We start from the raw sequence: 404 nt of genomic DNA, 5'->3' as shown, positions 1-404 counted from the left end.
GCTAATTAATTCTAATTTATTTAATCTATCAGAATACGAAAAAGCTTTATTGAAATCTATTACTACTACCAAAGGACAATATTCAGAACTTCTTTTAATTACCTAAATTAAATATTCCTCTTGTGAAACAAACCCTAAAATGCCCTTGAGGGCTAAACAACAAGAATTATTAGCTGTTATTAGAAATAGTGAGGATAATGATGTATTAGACATATTAAAAGAGGTTGCTAAGATTAATCCTGAAGTGAATAAAAACCTAAAAAATATGCTGCACCTAACCACTTCTAATTTAACAAGGGAATTACAAAAATTTGATATTAACCCCCAAGATATTAAGATTATCTTTGATGATTATACCAAAGGCACAAAAGCAGCTTATGAGGAAGCTAATGAGAAAATCTTAA

1 protein-coding gene is annotated in these 404 nt (G+C 28.5%); it reads left to right on the top strand.

Annotation, left to right across the window (positions count from 1 at the left end; genetic code table 11):
* Positions 1–139: 139 nt before the first annotated feature.
* On the top strand, positions 140–404 hold a 265-nt coding region (locus LS72_RS10610; protein WP_414458073.1), incomplete at its 3' end, for a hypothetical protein.

Origin of the sequence: Helicobacter apodemus, from assembly GCF_000765745.2 — a bacterium.
Taxonomy (GTDB): domain Bacteria; phylum Campylobacterota; class Campylobacteria; order Campylobacterales; family Helicobacteraceae; genus Helicobacter_D; species Helicobacter_D apodemus.
This window is presented reverse-complemented; position numbering and strand designations above follow the sequence as displayed.